Origin of the sequence: Capilliphycus salinus ALCB114379 (assembly GCF_047276495.1) — a bacterium.
In the GTDB taxonomy this organism is placed as follows: domain Bacteria; phylum Cyanobacteriota; class Cyanobacteriia; order Cyanobacteriales; family Microcoleaceae; genus Capilliphycus; species Capilliphycus salinus.
Genome location: NZ_CP178543.1, coordinates 3,273,641 through 3,287,082 on the forward strand (window position 1 = coordinate 3,273,641; position 13,442 = coordinate 3,287,082).

General features: G+C 39.9%; 17 protein-coding genes. 6 read left to right on the plus strand and 11 right to left on the minus strand.

All coding sequences use genetic code 11. The annotated features are described in order from the left end of the window. Positions 1 to 2: 2 nt before the first annotated feature. Complete coding sequence (locus ACL6C3_RS13490) at positions 3 to 551, minus strand: hypothetical protein (protein ID WP_413167694.1); 549 nt, start codon at positions 549 to 551, stop codon at positions 3 to 5. A gap of 543 nt (positions 552 to 1,094) precedes the next feature. Between ACL6C3_RS13490 and ACL6C3_RS13495 the strand changes: the two genes are divergently transcribed. Beyond that, positions 1,095 to 1,649 carry an HNH endonuclease domain-containing protein gene (locus ACL6C3_RS13495; RefSeq protein WP_413167695.1) on the plus strand — a complete coding sequence of 185 codons (555 nt, stop codon included), beginning with the start codon at positions 1,095 to 1,097 and terminating at the stop codon, positions 1,647 to 1,649. Positions 1,650 to 1,677: 28 nt separating this feature from the next. Here ACL6C3_RS13495 and ACL6C3_RS13500 read toward each other — a convergent pair whose 3' ends face one another. Together ACL6C3_RS13500 and ACL6C3_RS13505 are read right to left on the minus strand one after the other, a co-directional pair. Beyond that, positions 1,678 to 2,013: a hypothetical protein gene (locus ACL6C3_RS13500; RefSeq protein WP_413167696.1), complete on the minus strand. Its 336-nt coding sequence runs from the start codon at positions 2,011 to 2,013 to the stop codon at positions 1,678 to 1,680. A 27-nt stretch (positions 2,014 to 2,040) separates the two neighbouring features. Then, the gene (locus ACL6C3_RS13505; RefSeq protein ID WP_413167697.1) at positions 2,041 to 2,301 is read right to left on the minus strand and encodes a hypothetical protein; all 261 of its coding nucleotides are present in this window, start codon (positions 2,299 to 2,301) and stop codon (positions 2,041 to 2,043) included. 83 nt (positions 2,302 to 2,384) lie between these two features. Here ACL6C3_RS13505 and ACL6C3_RS13510 point away from each other — a divergent pair, with 83 nt between their 5' ends. Continuing rightward, complete coding sequence (locus ACL6C3_RS13510; RefSeq protein WP_413167698.1) at positions 2,385 to 2,525, plus strand: hypothetical protein; 141 nt, start codon at positions 2,385 to 2,387, stop codon at positions 2,523 to 2,525. Between the two features lie 448 nt (positions 2,526 to 2,973). Here the strand turns inward: ACL6C3_RS13510 and ACL6C3_RS13515 are convergent, their stop codons facing one another. The 5 genes from ACL6C3_RS13515 to ACL6C3_RS13535 all read right to left on the minus strand — a co-directional run bounded on the left by ACL6C3_RS13515 (position 2,974) and on the right by ACL6C3_RS13535 (position 5,657). Next, positions 2,974 to 3,261 (minus strand): hypothetical protein, encoded by a 288-nt coding sequence (locus ACL6C3_RS13515; protein ID WP_413167699.1) that lies wholly within the window; start codon positions 3,259 to 3,261, stop codon positions 2,974 to 2,976. A 281-nt stretch (positions 3,262 to 3,542) separates the two neighbouring features. Beyond that, on the minus strand, positions 3,543 to 3,998 hold the full coding sequence (lepB, locus tag ACL6C3_RS13520; protein ID WP_413167700.1) for a signal peptidase I: 456 nt from the start codon (positions 3,996 to 3,998) through the stop codon (positions 3,543 to 3,545). Between the two features lie 54 nt (positions 3,999 to 4,052). Beyond that, positions 4,053 to 4,577, minus strand: a complete 525-nt coding sequence (locus tag ACL6C3_RS13525; protein WP_413167702.1) for a hypothetical protein — start codon at positions 4,575 to 4,577, stop codon at positions 4,053 to 4,055. Positions 4,578 to 4,709: 132 nt separating this feature from the next. Beyond that, entirely contained in the window at positions 4,710 to 5,045 is a 336-nt protein-coding gene (locus tag ACL6C3_RS13530) for a hypothetical protein (protein WP_413167703.1), read from the minus strand. Between the two features lie 285 nt (positions 5,046 to 5,330). Next, the gene (locus ACL6C3_RS13535) at positions 5,331 to 5,657 is read right to left on the minus strand and encodes a hypothetical protein (protein ID WP_413167704.1); all 327 of its coding nucleotides are present in this window, start codon (positions 5,655 to 5,657) and stop codon (positions 5,331 to 5,333) included. A 371-nt stretch (positions 5,658 to 6,028) separates the two neighbouring features. On the opposite strand from ACL6C3_RS13535, the gene ACL6C3_RS13540 reads away from it, so the two are divergent. From ACL6C3_RS13540 to ACL6C3_RS13555, 4 genes are all read left to right on the plus strand, one after another. Next, the gene (locus ACL6C3_RS13540) at positions 6,029 to 6,244 is read left to right on the plus strand and encodes a hypothetical protein (protein WP_413167705.1); all 216 of its coding nucleotides are present in this window, start codon (positions 6,029 to 6,031) and stop codon (positions 6,242 to 6,244) included. A gap of 63 nt (positions 6,245 to 6,307) precedes the next feature. Next, positions 6,308 to 6,457, plus strand: a complete 150-nt coding sequence (locus tag ACL6C3_RS13545) for a hypothetical protein (RefSeq protein WP_413167706.1) — start codon at positions 6,308 to 6,310, stop codon at positions 6,455 to 6,457. A 68-nt stretch (positions 6,458 to 6,525) separates the two neighbouring features. Beyond that, positions 6,526 to 7,008, plus strand: a complete 483-nt coding sequence (locus ACL6C3_RS13550) for a GUN4 domain-containing protein (RefSeq protein ID WP_413167708.1) — start codon at positions 6,526 to 6,528, stop codon at positions 7,006 to 7,008. A gap of 124 nt (positions 7,009 to 7,132) precedes the next feature. Continuing rightward, positions 7,133 to 7,357: a hypothetical protein gene (locus ACL6C3_RS13555; RefSeq protein ID WP_413167710.1), complete on the plus strand. Its 225-nt coding sequence runs from the start codon at positions 7,133 to 7,135 to the stop codon at positions 7,355 to 7,357. Between the two features lie 181 nt (positions 7,358 to 7,538). On the opposite strand, the gene ACL6C3_RS13560 is transcribed toward ACL6C3_RS13555, so the two are convergent. The 3 genes from ACL6C3_RS13560 to ACL6C3_RS13570 all read right to left on the minus strand — a co-directional run bounded on the left by ACL6C3_RS13560 (position 7,539) and on the right by ACL6C3_RS13570 (position 13,380). Next, the gene (locus ACL6C3_RS13560; protein ID WP_413167712.1) at positions 7,539 to 7,985 is read right to left on the minus strand and encodes an Hsp20/alpha crystallin family protein; all 447 of its coding nucleotides are present in this window, start codon (positions 7,983 to 7,985) and stop codon (positions 7,539 to 7,541) included. Between the two features lie 216 nt (positions 7,986 to 8,201). After that, a complete protein-coding gene (locus tag ACL6C3_RS13565; RefSeq protein ID WP_413167714.1) occupies positions 8,202 to 8,993 on the minus strand; it encodes a calcium-binding protein in 792 nt (263 codons plus the stop codon). 367 nt (positions 8,994 to 9,360) lie between these two features. Further along, positions 9,361 to 13,380 (minus strand): Calx-beta domain-containing protein, encoded by a 4,020-nt coding sequence (locus ACL6C3_RS13570; protein ID WP_413167715.1) that lies wholly within the window; start codon positions 13,378 to 13,380, stop codon positions 9,361 to 9,363. Between the last annotated feature and the right edge of the window lie 62 nt (positions 13,381 to 13,442).

Genomic DNA, 13,442 nt, shown 5'->3' on the forward strand with positions numbered 1-13,442 from the left:
AGCTAGTTCTCCTGATACTGTTCGATAATCCGTTTCAAATCTTCTTCAAGTTGGGGAGAATATTTGAGCTTCTCAATTTGCTTAACTAAATTTTCAATTGAATGCTTGAATCTAAATTTCTCCAAGTTTTTTTCATTTTCAAATACCATCAAGTTATCTTCACCATAGCCCCAATTATAATTATGGCAAGAAACCGTAAACTTATCTTTATCAATCCAACAGGAAGTGCGAGAACGTTTGGTAATCTCAGCCTGATGTAAATCAAAAATTTGACCATTCTTAATGCGAGCAACTATAACGGAATCGCCAATATTACAACATTTGTATTGAGTCTCGTTGTCATTATTTTCGATTTCAAGAACTGAGGCTTTTCCTTTAGCCGATAAAAATTTGTAATTTCTATCCAATGCGTTCAATCCACCGGAATAGGTCTTCCATTTTGCTGCATCTTCGAGTAATGTTGAGGCTGGAAGTAAAAACTTTTTCCCCAAGCTCGATACCCACACAGCATACCAGGTCTCATTTTCAGTTTGAACTTGAATAACGTACATGAGCGTTGTCCCTTGCCAAGCGTTTTTGTTTATGTTAAAAACCAAAATCTCCTTATAATTTATGAAACTTGCTGTTTAACATTTCGGCAGTAAACCCATCCATATAGGGAATCGGAAGACCCAGAAGAATATACTCAATAAAGTTCGACTGATGCTCCTCATCCCAAGAAACATTTTGATATTCATTACTAAAGTATTGTAGTCAACCCGTTTTTGGTTTTCTCGAATCTGTTCTTCTGCTCAATCAACTTGTGAGTTCATCGCTGTCTCCTGATAATAAGTATTGTTCCCAGTTTTGATCAAATATTAACTAGCTTTCTCTTTAAACCTTTGCTGATGCCATGCCAGAGCATCAAGTCTGGGATAATAATTTTCTCGGCTAGGTAAAAAAATCTGTTGACCTTGAAAGGCTATCATCGATACAATATTGGGAGAATCTTCATAGAGAGTATTTGCTATCTCAATTTTATAATCATCATTAATGGTAAACCAACCGATAAATGTTTAATTATTTCATCCCAGTTGTGGAAAACATTCCAAAAAATGTTTCTGTCGATAGAGGAACTTTGCATCCATGAATGGGCTTTGTTCAGTGAACGGGTTGAACAGGAAAACCAACAGAAAGTTCACCGAGGCATGATTGATCAACTCCTCACCAACCGACCCGACAAGCGTAGACCGTTGACTTGGGAACGCAATCATGTAGACTTGCTGCTGATGGAGGATAAAGAATTCATTTGCCCCTGGACGGAAAAGCGCATCACAAAAGGTACAAAGTACGACCTCGACCACCTATTACCTCTATCCCTCTACCCCATCAACGAACTATGGAATCTTGTTCCAGCCGACCCCGATTTCAACTCTCACAAAAAACGCGATCGCCTACCCCAACCGGAGAAGCTACAACAGGCAAAACCTCATCTAGAACTGGCTTACCGTCAATATGGCACGTCTGAATCCCTAAAAACTGCGCTGAAAAGTGATGCTGCACTGAGGTTTTCCACACTATCGGGAGAGGTGTTCTCGACTGCTCTCGCCAATGCTGTGGTGAACTTAATTGATATCGTCGGTGAGTCTCGTAATATTGCCCGTTTCTAAAGGTTAAGAGCTTCATTTTTGAAAAGTATTAGACAAGCCCTTGTTCTTTAAGGAATTTTGTAACTTCATCTCTGCTAGAGAAGGTTTTCTTTAACTTTTTGACTTGTCCTCCCTTTGAGAGAGGATGTGCTTTTGGGATGGGGATGATCGCTACTACTCTGCCGTCAGCGTAACAAGCTAGTTTAATATTTCTGCCTGTAAAACTAAGCCCTTGTTCTTTGAGAAACTTTGTAACTTCATCTCTACTAGAGAAGGTTTTCTTTAACTTTTTAAATTTTCCTCCCTTTGAGAGAGGATGTGTTTTTGGGATGGGGATGATCGCTACTACCCTACCGTCAGCGTAACAAGCTAGTGTAATGCCCATAACTTTAGCTCATTTGCGTTCAACTTTTTAGTTTATATCAACCGAGTCAAAACTATGAGTATCATGGCTAGTTACTTGCAACTCATTATGGGAAGTCTCCTCACAATTAAAGTTAAGTGAGTCTATCATCATATACAGCACTGAATCAGTAGAATTGTATTTATACCCTGAAATTGCTCTGATAATTTTAACAGGAATTCCTAAAATCCAAAGGATACATCTCAATACAAATGAAGCTATAAAAATAATGAGAGCCAATTCTAAAAGACCGACAAGCAAGCTTTCCATAATTTGATTCCTCTTAAAACAGAACTAAGACTATTCCTAACACTGCTAATAGTCCAGGAATTGCAGCTAGGATGAAGTAAAAGTTGGTTTTTATTGCCAGTCCGATGGCACCCAACCAATCTAGACCCTGGAAAAATAGCGGTGCGATGAAAATTGGAATGAAGAAGAATGACATCAGCGAAGCGCAAATTATCCCTCTCCAAAACCATCCAGATGATTTGTAAACCCAGAGGTGAGTTTTCCAGATAATGAACCCTGTAATGAGCAACGCTAGAGCATTAAGAATGAGTTCAGCCATGATTAGTTACTCGAATGAGAGAAGTGGATGCTATTCCTGGTTCAACCATAAGCCGAATAACCTTAGATATCTACGGGAGAATTACGGAACTTTAAGAATTTTCTAGGCAGCAGAAATTAAAGGACTCTCGGTAGAATTACTGAGCCAACCGCCCAACCCTCGATAGGCTATGACTTTTGTTCAGTTGTTGAATAAATAATTACCCATTATTTAAGAAATCATTTTTTATTGAAAGCATTTCATTTCTCAATCCAGATATTCAGACTGGAAGCTCAGTTAACGAGATATAATCCCCAAACTCCTATCTTTGTCCAGGGATTACTTTGAAAGTATTTTCTGAAGCAATGAGCAACACTTAACCCACGATATTAAAATCAAGCATCACAGCCACTATTAGAACTGCCGCTATCACAAGCACTACTAAAACTGCCGCCATCACAGCCACTATTAAAACTGCTGCTGCTATCACAGCTACTATTAGAACTACCGCTATCACCGCTATTATCAAAATTTATGCCAGCATTAAAATTACTACTAGCATTAAAATTACTGCCACTATCAACGCTACTAATGCTACTTCTTGAGCGACGGGTTTGAGATTTTCCTTGTTGATTGCCACCTAAAACAATAGATGCAAGGCTAATAAAGACAATTGCAGTCAATATAAACCAACCCATGAAGCTATACCTCTAACGTTCTGTTAAGGGCTACACTGTAGGATTTTGAAATTACGGAATCTAAGGCTTGAGTATAGAGCGTCAGCACCTATTCAGGTTTGTTCTCTGTTCTGCGGGAATTGCAAGAATGCGATCGCCGAAAGCGCAGTGGCGGAACCAATCACAATCAACACTGTTAACTGAGATGCGTGTTAGAACAATCAAATTAAATATCTGCTACATCTGGTTTATTGTTGTGCTACTAAAGTTATTAACTCCAAATTGATTTATTCAATAACTCCAATTCTGTTAGGAGGCCAAAATATTTTAGTGGCTTTGCCAATAATACGGTCTTTAGGTAAAAAGCCCCAATAATGACTGTCATAAGAATTATTTCGGTTATCTCCAAGTATAAAATACGAATTGGCGGGTATCTGTTCAGATCCCCAATTATACAGTGGACGTTCAGCAATGTAGTCGTCTTCTTGTAAAGGTTGATTATTAACGTAAACTCGACCCGCTTTGACCTCTAAGTTTTCTCCAGGTAATCCAATAATACGTTTAATAAAAGTGCTTTCAGATTGTAATTGATCTTCCGATAAATCAAAAAGAATAATGTCTTTTCGTTGAGGCTCTTGAAAGCGATAAACGAACTTATTGACCAATAAGCGATCATTGATTTCCAAAGTGGGTAGCATGGCACCCGATGGTATATAACGGGCTTCAAAAAATTTTCTGGGCAAGGCTGCAAGAAGATCAATGAGTAATAAAATCAGGCAGACTTTGACGATTATTTTTTAGGATTTTTTCCGACGAGTTGGTGAATGAATATAAGCATGGTACAAGCAGAAATAAGATAAACCCCGACCCACTGGAAAAAAAAGGGGGAAATACTTGGCTAAGACTTCACCACCAAAAACAGCAATAAAAAATAAAAGAGCAAATCCCCATTGACCTTGATAAGCCTGTCCCAAACCGGGAATTAATCTTGAGAGAAATACGGCTAGCCAGGGGTCTTTGTTCGTTTTTCGTTGCCTTTCAAATTCAAAACTATTAAATTTTTTTGTGGTGCGATAAGCATCAAATAAACTCCAGATCTGAAGTAGAAGATATCCAACGAGTAACTGCAATCCCAGCCGTATACTGCCTGTTGAACTTAGAATCAACCACACACCTACACCCACAAGGATAAACGCTATAGAAATTAGCATCCAGCCAACTTTTATCCCACCCGCATAAATGTGACCGATTCCAGGAAATATCGTTGATCCAATAACTGCCAGCCAAGGCTCTTTACCCGTTACAGATATTTGACGTGTCATGCTTTAATTCCTCAATTATTTCACTTACGCCCCAAAACTGTAAAAATTAGTTTTAGCTACGTCCAAATATACTCCAAAGTCAAGATGCTCGCGAACTACACCCAATAACCCATAATTTTTGCTCTAAACCACCTACCCAAACGGTTTACCCCAAAACTTCCAACACTCTTTATTAAACGGCGACTTCCACCGTTGAATCAACGCTTGCTCTAACTGTTGTCGTGCCTTGCGGTCAATGGGAGTATCCCACCAAAAGCCGATACCCACACAGGTTTTAATCTGGCATTGGTAGTTCAAAGCCAGGTAATTTTCAATATATCCCCGACAGTCATGCACCCCAGACCAACGTTCCTTCGGGGTTTGTTTTGTTTCCCCAACGTAGAGCAGCAAGGGCAGGGCAGAGTCAATCACGAAATAGAGACAAGTGCGATTGCGCTTCAGCGCACTGGCGAAGCCAATCGCCATCATCCGGCCTGGTGAAAAATTCTGGATGCTCCAGTCTCAGGGTGAATGGGTTAATTTCTTCGGGGTCGCAGTGGTTTAACTCCAAAGCAAACAAACTCATCTGTTGGGGAGGGGGACTGTTGAGAATGGTTTGTTGATGGTTAAATATTTTAGACTTCCAATCAATGAACGTTTGACTGTCCATCGTTAATCGGGATTGTTGAGATTTGAATATTGGTTGGGAGGGTTGATTGAATAGGTCAAGTTGTTTCATTTGATGAGTTTTTATAAGATTGATAATCTAGAGATTTATTCCAATACATCACCCACAAGCTGATACAATCTCATGCTCGGATGTTGCGTCAGTTCCCATTTTGCCCCGGCTTGAGTTGGAGATGGACTCACACCGAATCGATACAGAAACATGGGTTCTTCCCGTAAGACTGCCATCAACGTATAGCCTTGAATATCCCAATTTCCCACGTCAAAGATGAGATGAGCTTTGCCGCAATAGTTTTCTTCGATGAACCCTTCCATTAGCCATTTGATGAGTGCTTCGGTTTGTTCGGCAGAGAGGGTATTTTCCCCATAGGTTTGCAGTTCGAGTTTATTAGACTTGGGCTTCAGAGATGACATAGCCCAAACATGGTATTTCTGATTCTGTGCATTTTCTATACTCACAAATTAAACGATTATACTGTCTTTAAAGTCTAGGCAAATTATTCTTAGCAAAGTCAATAAAATCCTTAGCCATTTGACACCCATCAGTTTAAAGCTTATCATACCCACTAATTCACTGTTATAGAATTTTTGAATACCAGACTATTCCTAGATTAGACTTTAACCCCCAAACCAACTACAGCTTTTATGCGAATGACGAAAATTAAGTCAGGATTTCCAGAACATCTACTTATTCCCGGAGGGTCTGTCCCTAATTTGTGCGACTTGCCACAAAGCCAAATAGATGTTAAACCAAACGAAAGCTCAATTATTGAAGCCTTAGACCTATGAATGAAAAAATCCGCATTCGATTAAAATCCTACGACCACACTGTTGCTAACGATGAAGTGGAAATTGTAGAAACCTTTGAAGCTGCTGAAGTCTCCACTCTAGGAAATAGATCACCGATTGCAGTTGTTACTAATTTGACTTCTGGAACCGGAGAAGTCTTGAGTGAATTTCCAGCATTTTATGACAGCAGCTTCCAGCAGACTTGGTTTTAAAACCTCAAAGCTAAAACAAAACTTGTCAATCCCTAGTAAACTTATTCAGTCAATATTAAGACAATGGAATCAGTTGCATACATTATTATCTACAACAACAATCTCTCTGGAGTTCAGATCTTACAGGACTTTGAGACTTACGGACTACAACTGGGGTTTAACGGTTCTCAACTCGGACTCTGCATTAAATTAAGAAAGGGGAAAGATTTCTGATCTGTTAGCAAATTGAATTTGAAACTGATAGCTTTAAAAATTACAAATCGGAATCAATAACAAAATTTATGATTAACTACAACCTCCTAGAAGAACTTCTCAGTACCGCCAAATGGAAGGAAGCAGATGGTGAAACATTACGATTGATGCAAGAAATTGTAGGCAAAGACGAGAGGGCTTACTTAGATATCGAGAGTCTTGAAAACTTTCCTTGTAACCACCTTCGTATGATTGACAAACTCTGGACAATACATAGTCATGGAAACTTTGGCTTCTCTAAGCAAAAGCAAATTTATCAACGTTTGGGGGGAAGCTCTGAATATAATGAGAAGATTTGGAATACTTTTGGTGATAGCATGGGCTGGAGAAAATCAGGAAAATGGTTAGAGTACAATCAATGTTGGCACACTCAACCACCGCTTGCATTATTTTGTCGGGTTAGCATTGATATCGAAGGGTGGGATATATTGAGGGAATGGTTTTGCAAAGGCAAAGAGTCTGCAATGTTATTTTCTGCTCTCATATCAAGGTTGAGCAACTGTGGCTTATAAACCAGTTGAATTAGCTCTAGCTTGCAATCCTGAAACCAGCTTCCAGCAGACTTGGTTTTAAAACCTCAAAGCTCACACAAAACTTGCCAATCCCTAGTAAACTTATTCAATCAATATTAAGACAATGGAATCAGTTGCATACATTATTATCTACAACAACAATCTCTCTGGAGTTCAGATCTTACAGAACTTCGAGGCTTACGGAACGAGTCTTGAGAATACCGAATCAAGCACTAAAACGGGTTCATTATCCGCTCCGGGTGGAACGATAACGTTAGGACAGTCTTCAAGTTCGGATTCGGACTCTATATTCTTTCCAAGCGATGATAATTTTTCATTGGGTTCCTAGATGAATAGAAGGGTTTTTGTTTTGCGGGAATATATTGAAATCGCATAAGCTCTTACTCAACAGAGAGAGGTTTCAATAGAGACGAAAAAGTTTGATTTCTAACTCGCTATAACAAGACCCTTAACACAAAAAAGCCCCGGCATTACCGAGGCTCTCATTTTATTGAGAAGTTTTAAAGTTATTAATTTGCTTCACCCAGTTGAGGTTGTTCAACATTCGTTAGACTTACTTTCACTACACGGTTAACAGTTTCGGGTGCTTTGGGCATCGTGACCGTCAATACACTATCGGCGTAGTCTGCTTTAACTTCAGTGTGGGCAATAGCTTCCGGCAGATTAATCACCCGGCGAAACTCACCCGATGGGAATTCCGAGTAAAGATATTTGTGGCCTTCATCTAGTTCGGGACGGTTGGTTTTACCGGAGATGGCGATCGCTTTCTTAGCCGCTTCAATGTTCAGTGCTTCGCTATCCAAACCGGGGAGGAATGCTCTGAGAACGTAGCTGTCGGGAGTTTCTTGCAGTTCAATCGCCGGAGTCCAACGGGATGTTACAGGGGAGTTGAAAACACGGTCAAATTCACGCTGCATTCTTTCCATTTCGGCAAAGGGGTTGTAAGCTAACATCATATTAATTGCTCTCCTTGAAGTGTCGAATAAATGATTAACTATTGATTACATTCACTATGATGCAACAGCAATTTAGCAGGTGGAATTGGAGAGAACCGTACAGCAATAGATTATTTTCCTCACCCTCAAAAACCGTTGATCAAATGCAGAAAACCGAACACTTGATTAGGGCAAACTAGAATTAGAGACTTTGACTCCTAGTTGGTTTGCGATGAATTAAACTGTAATAAAGCTAGATTGAAGTTGTTCGGGAGTGGTATTCTCAACAACTGCAATCATTGTACCTGTGGAAGCCTCTCGAATTAAGGTTCCAGATACCGGACGATTTAATCCTGAGAAGATTGAACCTAAACTTGGATCGAGTAGATTCAGCAAATCTTCAAAAGCTTGATTTCCATCAAAGCTGAATGTAATTGGAACATTTTGGATTTCTTCTAAAGCAATGTTGTTAGGGGTTAATCCTCCAGTTAAACCCAATTGATCAACTCCGACTAAAAAATTGACGATTAGATCGGCACTATTAATATTTAAAACGTTAGGTTCAGCTTGAAGTAAATATAGCTTGCGGTCAGTATCAGTGATTGGTAGATTTCTTCCTACGATATAATCTCGCCCTAAATCTCCCGATAACGTATCATTTCCGCCTCCCTCTCCTGCAATGAAATCACTTCCTTGACCACCAAAAAGTTGGTTGTTTCCTGCACTCCCAATGACCCAATCATTATCCAAGTTACCCAACACAAGACCATTACCTGCGCCACTACCTAAGAAATCTTTTCCTTGACCTCCATAGATCGTGTCATCTCCTCCAAAACCGCCAACAATAAAGTCTTCTCCTTGATTGCCAAAAATCAAGTCATTTGAGAATGAACCTGTAACAGTGTCATCTCCTTCTAACATAAAAATGCCGCCTGGAAAATCTGTCGTTTGCTGAGAGGTGATCAACGCATTTTCAGAACTAGCATCACCAATTAAACGTAATGTAGATATATCGGATGTTAAAACCATTATAGAATTCTCCTGTTTGAATAGAGTGGCAATTGATGCTCACTTTTCTCTATCTGTCACAACACAGAAAATTATGCAATTTCTTTGAACTACCCTTCAATCAAAGCTTTCTTGAGATATCCCGTGGAATTCTTACATTGATTACTATCCTTGACTTCTTGGAAGAAAGCGATCGCCAAATGTTTCAAGAGTCACAAAGGTTTTTAAAAAAAATAATTAAAATACTAATGATTAAAATACCATTGTGAATTAACAGATTTATTTGTTTTGAAAGAAGAATTAAACAATAAAACCCCAATAGATTGCTAGAGTAATTTTTGGGGCTTCATTTGTTGTGATTTGATTGATAATTGCAGATCCACAATACCTATACAAAACTGAAAGACTGCTCATCCAAATCGGAAGAAGAAATTCCCTCTATGACTGCAATTAAATCTTCCTGGCCATTAGCTTGATAAAACAACGCTGTACTGCCACCAGGCTGGTTATCAAAGCGGTAGTCTTCAAGATTACCTTTTAACTGAATCATATCCTGAGTGACCTCGAAATCACGAATCACAGCATAATCATCAAATCCTGAACTGACCTCATCCTTGTAATAAGATTGGATGCTATCCCCTAAGACATAAATATCAGCATCTTCACCACCGATTAAGGTATCAATTTCATCAAGACCTGCACTAGATGTATTAGAGTCAACACCCACTAGAGTGTCATTTCCTCTGTCACCATAGAGGATATCGCTTCCTCGACCTCCTACAAGAGAATCATTGTCTTTGCCACCATAGAGAGTATCTTCACCTTCTCCTCCAAGAATTTGGTCAGCACCCTGATTACCGTTATGCCAATCATTTCCTAAGTCACCATAAAGAACATCCGAATTGGTATTTCCAACTAAAGTGTCATCTTCTTTCCCACCAAACAGTAAGTCATTATCTTCACCACCATCTAGTAAATCTCTACCTGGGTTGCCATACAGTACATCATTACCCGCTCCTCCCAAAAGATTATCTTCACCACCCAAACCAAATATAGTGTCGTTTCCTAAAAAGCCATCAAGAGTTTCACGACTATCCGTGCCAATTAATTCATCATCGTTGTCGCTAGGGTTAATAATTGTATCCGAATCAGAAGGCTGCTCAGGTTCGGAGTTTATGATTGTAAAATTAGTATTTTGATCGTTGGCTGCATCACCTAAAATATCCTCATCAAGTATAGTAAAAATAATCTCTTCATTGGAAATCGAAGCCGAGCCAGAAACCTTAGTGAGCTTAACCCCAAATGTTTCACTCTCCTCAATTTCTTCATCTGGAGTGATAGGAATATCAACTATTTTTATACTTTCATCTGGTGCGAAAGTAACCTCAATAGAAGAAAAACCGTTAAGAAAATCAGATGCCTGAGCCGGATTACTGCCAGCAGGTACAACCTCTACCTGAATCGAGTCTCTCTCACTTAAGCTACCAAAACGTTCAAGTGTGAGTGTGAGTGTTGATTCAAAATTAGGATCGCCCTCAATCACAGTTAAATCATCTGCAATAATTGGCACAGTGATGGTACTATCGTTATCAACAATATTAATTCCTGCCGATTTTTCAATTGAACCATCACTAAACGTGCTACCAGAAATGACTGTGAGATCTAAGTATATAAGTTCGTTCCCTTCAACATCTGCATCATCCAGTATCTCTACAGCAATTTGACCTGAAGTTTCACCCTCGGCAATCACAAGCTGACCTGTCATCTCAACAAAGTCATCACCTGCATCTGCATTATTTGAGCGGGTTGTAAAGTCAATGACTACATCTTCAGGCGCGGCATCGGATAAATTGATGGTGAATATGGCTTGATTTGAATCGGAATCTCCCTCGGTGATGGATATTGCAGTTTCAGTCAAAGATAAAGTAGGCGTTACTGCTAAAGTATCAGCGCTGAATCGAACATCACTAAATTCAATGAACTCTACATTCAACAAAGTAATGTCAGACCCAATATTAATAATGTTTCCAGTTTTTGAAATCTCACCCACTTCCGCTTGATCCATGTTGATCTCAACGGTATCAATACCTGCACCCCCATCAACCAGATTAATTCTACCAGAAAGGATAAAACGGTCATTTCCCCCGTTGCCGATTAAGGTATTATTGCCATCTCCACCATCGATAATATTATCAAGATCATTACCAATAATCCTTTCACTTTCTGGAGAGCCAACAAAATCAGCTTGATTGACACTAAAGATGGTAAGAACTTCTGTTCCCTCATCTGTTTGTTGGGTCACTTGTTCCTGGCCTGTTGTAATTTTGTAACTCAAAGAAGCGGTAGGAGTACCGTTATTGAACACCACATCAAAAACGATTTCATTTTCTGCGGTGCGTGTCACTTCTAATCCATCAAGGGTTCCTTCAAACCGAAGCCCCAAGGTATCTTCGATCAGTTCTTCCGGCGTAATGGTATCGACGATGTTGCCAGCGAGTTTAACATCAATACGTTCGATAGTATTTCGGTCGATTGTTGCTGCGGTAAATGCGTCGTCCAAATCTGAGGGATCAGAAAGGAACTCGGCAGAATCCGAATCTATAATATTCAGATTATTAATATCAACGCTACCAATTCCAAAGGCGCGAACATCAGCAACAGATTGGAGATCTGCTGCATTGTCTCTAAAATTACTTCCTCCTGTTGTCGGATCTCCATCGGATAAGAAGTAAGCAATATTGGATGTACCTGATACTCCTAATTCAGAAAAAAATTCGGTGGCTTCGGCAAGGGCTGCATTAAAGTTGGTCGAACCACCAGCACTCAAGTCTTGAATAGAAGCAATGGTTTCATCGGGATCTAACGGACCCAACAAAGATGCACTCGAAGAGAACGGTATGACAGCAAAACGACTATTATTAGCAACACCCCGATCAATCAAGGAATTCGTCAACGTGATATAGGCATTTTGAGCTTCTCGAAGCGGTCTTCCCCTAACACTGCCAGATACATCAATAATGTAAGCAAAATTAAAGAGAGTGTCCAGTTCAGAACCGAGTGTTAGAGTATAGTCCACGTCGCCATCGAACATCCAGGCTGGGGATTCTACCGTAATGCTTCCAATTTTGTTGTTTTGGCTATCGAGGATATCGACTTCAGGCGTGATTTCCGGTCCGTCCTTTAATTTTGTATCATCGTTAGGGTCAACCTGAAGCGGAACAAAGAATAAATTATTATCATCGTCCCGACCATCTTTATCACTATCAACAAATTCAAAAACCCCAAACTCAATATCTTGAGTGGTATCCGTACCATCAGCCCCGCTACCACCAGTATGCTCAAACTCAAAAGCTTGCTGGGTTGGATCGGTAATATTAAAACTGTAGTTGGTAAAAAGATCGGAGAAAAGTGCCTGATCAACCCCATCACCCCCCTCTAAGCGGTCATTCGCGCCACCTCCAAATATCCTATCATCGCCGCCCCGGCCAATAATACGTTCTTTTCGATAAGATCCTCTAATCGTATCGTTGCCACTATTATCTAAACCCAGAAAGGAGAAAAAGCTAGAATCTGAGCCAATAATGGCATTTTCTGGCAAATCATTGGCGTTTGTTGTTCCAGAGTCAGCTTCCATCTGGGCAACAATCATGTCATAAATATCTGTTGTGATCAGAACACCACTGTTTCTTTTGCCAAGTATAAAATCTATAAAAGAATCACCGGAACTGATTACACCTTGAGTATGTACACCCAGAACCCGAGGAATACTGTCTCCCTCTAAGGTATGCCAAACACCGCTTCCACTTTGACCTCCAAAAGTATCAACATCAGAGGAGTAAAAAAAGCGCCTGCCGCTTGTGTCCTCAATCTCTCCTGGAGAATCTGCTGTTCCTGGTGAGCGAACCAAATCACGTCCTCGAACTCCGCTGTTGCCAGGTATATTACTCTCAACGTTGTCACCTGGATAGCCTCCTGTATCAATTGTCAGACCTTCTGCGGACTCAGGATTAACAAACGCAATTAGACCCACGACATTATTTGCAGTCAGTGGAGCATCGCTTGTTGTAAATAGTGCAATGTCATCTTCTGGTTGTTCTGTATTACGGTAACTCGCTAGGAAATTTACACTTGTGACATTCGCAGGAGGATCGTTGGGGTTTCCAATATCCCTGGAGTTCAACGCATTTTCGTTAACGCTGATTGTCGTGCGTAGCTGGTTTGCCGTCTGATTATTTTGAGTGTCGTAAACATTGTGACCTGCGGTTATTATATGGTTTGGGCTTATTGTGATTCCAGTACCATACCCTGGGCCGATAGGGGTTTGAATATCCACAGTTGTGACTGTAGAAAATGGAAATACTCCAAATGTTGTAATAACTTGCCGACTATCAAGACCAATAACAGTCATTTCTTCAGTACCCCCTGATCCTTAATAAATTAGTAGATGACAACAAATTAATAACAGTAAAC

Excerpts from the sequence above, each read along its gene's own strand:
- ACL6C3_RS13490 (WP_413167694.1), bottom strand. The coding sequence starts at position 551 with ATGTACGTTATTCAAGTTCAAACTGAAAATGAGACCTGGTATGCTGTG.
- ACL6C3_RS13495 (WP_413167695.1), top strand. The coding sequence starts at position 1,095 with ATGTTTCTGTCGATAGAGGAACTTTGCATCCATGAATGGGCTTTGTTC.
- ACL6C3_RS13500 (WP_413167696.1), bottom strand. The coding sequence starts at position 2,013 with ATGGGCATTACACTAGCTTGTTACGCTGACGGTAGGGTAGTAGCGATC.
- ACL6C3_RS13505 (WP_413167697.1), bottom strand. The coding sequence starts at position 2,301 with ATGGAAAGCTTGCTTGTCGGTCTTTTAGAATTGGCTCTCATTATTTTT.
- ACL6C3_RS13525 (WP_413167702.1), bottom strand. The coding sequence starts at position 4,577 with ATGACACGTCAAATATCTGTAACGGGTAAAGAGCCTTGGCTGGCAGTT.
- ACL6C3_RS13530 (WP_413167703.1), bottom strand. The coding sequence starts at position 5,045 with ATGATGGCGATTGGCTTCGCCAGTGCGCTGAAGCGCAATCGCACTTGT.
- ACL6C3_RS13535 (WP_413167704.1), bottom strand. The coding sequence starts at position 5,657 with ATGTCATCTCTGAAGCCCAAGTCTAATAAACTCGAACTGCAAACCTAT.
- ACL6C3_RS13540 (WP_413167705.1), top strand. The coding sequence starts at position 6,029 with ATGAATGAAAAAATCCGCATTCGATTAAAATCCTACGACCACACTGTT.
- ACL6C3_RS13545 (WP_413167706.1), top strand. The coding sequence starts at position 6,308 with ATGGAATCAGTTGCATACATTATTATCTACAACAACAATCTCTCTGGA.
- ACL6C3_RS13550 (WP_413167708.1), top strand. The coding sequence starts at position 6,526 with ATGATTAACTACAACCTCCTAGAAGAACTTCTCAGTACCGCCAAATGG.
- ACL6C3_RS13555 (WP_413167710.1), top strand. The coding sequence starts at position 7,133 with ATGGAATCAGTTGCATACATTATTATCTACAACAACAATCTCTCTGGA.
- ACL6C3_RS13560 (WP_413167712.1), bottom strand. The coding sequence starts at position 7,985 with ATGATGTTAGCTTACAACCCCTTTGCCGAAATGGAAAGAATGCAGCGT.
- ACL6C3_RS13565 (WP_413167714.1), bottom strand. The coding sequence starts at position 8,993 with ATGGTTTTAACATCCGATATATCTACATTACGTTTAATTGGTGATGCT.
- ACL6C3_RS13570 (WP_413167715.1), bottom strand. The coding sequence starts at position 13,380 with ATGACTGTTATTGGTCTTGATAGTCGGCAAGTTATTACAACATTTGGA.